The following is a 454-nucleotide window of genomic DNA, read 5'->3' on the forward strand; positions in this document are numbered from 1 at the left end:
CAAACGGCCTCTGGCACGAGCGGTACACTACGGAAGGCGAAGATCAGATAACCGTTTCCGGCGCGGCGATTACGGCGGTGCGGATCCAAAGGTTGAGAGAAGGACGTCTCGGTAATGGTGTGGGCTACTCGGGCAAGACGACGTATTGGCTCGATCGGGGTAACGGTATGCTGGTCAAAGTTGAGTATGAGCATCTAAGCGGTAAGCCCGCACGCATTCAGCCTTTCCAGGTGACGAGGTTCGTTGAACCGGAGGCCTGATAGAGGAGTTGGAGCACGCTCCCCAGAGGCCACTATAGGCCTGTGGGGAGCCTATACCTCCACTAACGGCATAAGCAGTCGTCCCTCGGTCTCAGGCGGCGTGAGGCTCGCGGCCCTTCGCCTCTGCCTCCAAGCGCTCCTTCCAGAAGGTCATGTCAGTCTCCTTGCTGAACATGACCCGAACGGCTGTCGCC

Annotated in this window: 1 protein-coding gene; it reads left to right on the top strand. The window is 59.0% G+C overall.

Going from position 1 to position 454, the window contains the following annotated elements:
* Nucleotides 1–260 (top strand): outer membrane lipoprotein-sorting protein (locus tag D9599_RS31865; RefSeq protein WP_232481153.1); only part of this gene is annotated, 260 nt, incomplete at its 5' end.
* Nucleotides 261–454: the final 194 nt, after the last annotated feature.

Origin of the sequence: Roseomonas sp. KE2513, assembly GCF_016107305.1 — a bacterium.
Taxonomy (GTDB): Bacteria; Pseudomonadota; Alphaproteobacteria; order Acetobacterales; family Acetobacteraceae; genus Roseomonas.